The sequence below is a fragment of the Frankia sp. AgPm24 genome, from assembly GCF_023243055.1.
Classification (GTDB): domain Bacteria; phylum Actinomycetota; class Actinomycetes; order Frankiales; family Frankiaceae; genus Frankia; species Frankia umida.
Genome location: NZ_JALKFW010000044.1, coordinates 1 through 2874, shown reverse-complemented (window position 1 = coordinate 2874; position 2874 = coordinate 1). Strand labels below are relative to the sequence as shown.

Here is a 2874-nt window from a genome sequence, read left to right as displayed (position 1 = left end):
ATCCTGATTCACCGCACTGCCCCGGACCACGGCCAGGACCTCATGCCCAAGCCGCCGCGCATCCGACAGACGCTCCAACACGAGCATTCCGGCGCCCTCAGCCAGGCCCATGCCGTCCGCCTCATCTGAGAAGGCCTTGCAACGGCCGTTGAGGGCCATGTTTCCGAGCCGGGAGAACTCCACGAAGGTCGCCGGGCCCGCCATCACGGTCACGCCGCCAGCCAGGGCCATCGAGCACTCACCCGCACGCAACGCCTGAGCCGCCAGATGCAACGCCACCAGCGACGACGAACACGCCGTGTCGACGCTGACGGCCGGACCTTCCAGGCCCAGCACATAGGAGATACGCCCCGACGCCACACTGTGCGCGCCGCCGGTGGCTCGGTATCCCTCCACGTCCCGGGCCGCGCCGGCCGCCGCCTGGAAGTCGTTCTCGATGATGCCGGTGTAGACCCCGACGTCACGGCCGTGCAGCGAGGACGGGTCGATCCCGGCCCGCTCCAGCGCCTCCCACGAGGTCTCCAGCAGCAACCGCTGCTGCGGATCCATCGCCAACGCCTCACGCGGACTGATCCCGAAGAACCCGGCGTCAAAGCCCGCCGCATCGGCCAGGAAGCCACCGACACGGACAGACGACTTCCCTGCGGCATCAGAATCCGAGCCGAACAAGCCCTCCAGATCCCAACCCCGGTCGGTGGGGAACTCCCCCACCGCATCCGTGCCCGAGGACAACAGCTCCCACAACGCCGCCGGACTGTCCACACCACCGGGCAGCCGCAACCCCACACCCACGACCGCCACCGGTTCGTTCACGTGGCCCGGTGCCGCGACGGGCGCGGATACGGCGACGGTGCCCGCCAGCTGCGCGCTCAGGAAGTCGGCCAGCGCCGACGGGGTCGGATAGTCGAACACCAAGGTCGCCGGTAGCTTCGTCCCGGTCAGTGCCATCAGCCGGTTCCGGAACTCGACCGCGGCCAGTGAGGTGAATCCCGCGTTACCGAAGGTCTGGTCGGCCCGCACCAGATCCTGGTCCGCGGCGCCGAGAACGGCGGCCGCTTCGGCGCGGACCAGCTCGGACACATACCGCTCCCGGTCCTCCGGTGTCATCGCGGCCAGCTTCGCCGACAGGCCGTTCGCGGCCTCGGCGGCGCGGCGTTGCGGACCGGCCAGCAGGCGCAGCGGTCCCGGCACCTGCCCGTCGTGGCGGCGGAGCGCCGTCAGATCCAGCACCATCGGGACCAGCACCGGACGGTCCACCGCGAGCGCCGCGTCGAGCAGGGTCGTCATGTTCGGGACATCGTGGCCCCAGGCCAGGGACACGGCGGCCTCGCCGGTAGCGCGGCGCCGGGTGGCGAGCGCGTCGAGGTAGCCGTTCGCCGCCGCGTAGTTCCCCTGCCCTGGCCCGCCCATCACCCCTGTGGCGGATGAGAACACCACGAACGCGGCCAACCCCAACCCGCGCGTCAACTCATCCAGATGCATAGCCGCATCCGCCTTCGGACGCAGCACCGTGTCCAACCGCTCCGGAGTCAGGCCGCCCAGAACCGCGTCGTCCAGGACCTCAGCGGTGTGAATCACCGCGCTGAGCGGCGCCGATGCTCCAGCGAGCAACGCCTCGACCTGATCACGATCTGCGACATCACAGGCCACGATCCGCGCCTGGGCGCCAGCGGTCTCCAGGTCCGCCTGGAGCTGTTCGGCCCCCGGTTCGGCAGGGCCCAGCGACGAAGCCAGAACCAGATTCCGGACCCCGTGCGCGGCGACCAGATGCCGGGCTACGAGGTCACTCCACGTCCCAGTCCCACCGGTCACCACCACGCAACCGGCACCCACACCCCCGGCCGCATCCTCTTCAACGACTCGGACGAGCCGTGGCACCTCGACCAGCCCGTCCCCCAGCCGAATCTCCCACTCCCCATCAGCGGCGGCCTGCTCCAGCAGACCCGCGAGATCCGGAAGCTCCGCGGTCCCAGGGCCGAGATCCACCAGCAGGATCCGACCGGAGTTCTCCGCTTGGGCCGAACGCACCAGTCCGGCGACCGCAGCCGCGACCGGGTCACCACCCACACCCCGAACCACCACTGCCAACCGAGCCCCAGCAAAAACCGACCCGGACGTGAACGCCTGCAACACCTCCAACACCCGCGCCAACACCCCACGCACCCGCACCAACTCACCCGACTCAGAACCGGCGGCATCGGAGCACCGGTCGACGCCACAGGAAACGAGCAGGTCCGCGTTCAAGACCAGCCACTCCGGCACGTCCTCGACCAAGGACTCCAGACCCGCCACATCCGCGATCGCGGCGCTGCTCGTCCCCTTCGCCGGCTCGGTGCCGGGAGCCGTAGAGGCGCTGTCGGCCAGGACGGAGAGAGGGGACCATTCGACCGCGAACAACGCGCCATGGGCGGCGGGAGCGTTGAGATCGGTGGCGGTGAAAGGTCGTGAGGCGAGGGCTTCCATGGTCAGGACCGGCTCGCCGGCGGTGTCGGCGAGGTTCACCTTCAAGCCATCAGGGCCGGGGGTGGCGCAGACCCGAAGCGCGGTGGCGGCGGTGGCGTGGAGAGTGACACGGTTCCACGCGAACGGCATCTGCACGCTGTCGGTGTCGCCCAGGGGTGTCGCGGCCATGGAGACGTGCAGGGCGGCGTCCAGGAGAGCCGGGTGGATTCCGTACCCGGCCGCGTCGGCGCTCTCGGGGAGGGCGACCTCGCCGAGCATCTCCCCTTCCCGGGTCCAGACCGCGGTCAGGCCCTGGAACGCGGGCCCATAGGCGTAGCCGAGGTCGGCGAGGCGTTCGTAGAAGCCGTCCAAGGGCACCGGTTCGGCGCCCGGTGGCGGCCAGGCCCCGAGGTCAGCGACGCCGTCCTGGAC

1 protein-coding gene is annotated in these 2874 nt (G+C 70.4%); it reads right to left on the bottom strand.

Annotated elements, in window-relative coordinates:
* Positions 1-2874 (bottom strand): SDR family NAD(P)-dependent oxidoreductase (locus MXD61_RS05490; RefSeq protein WP_248811757.1); only part of this gene is annotated, 2874 nt, incomplete at both ends.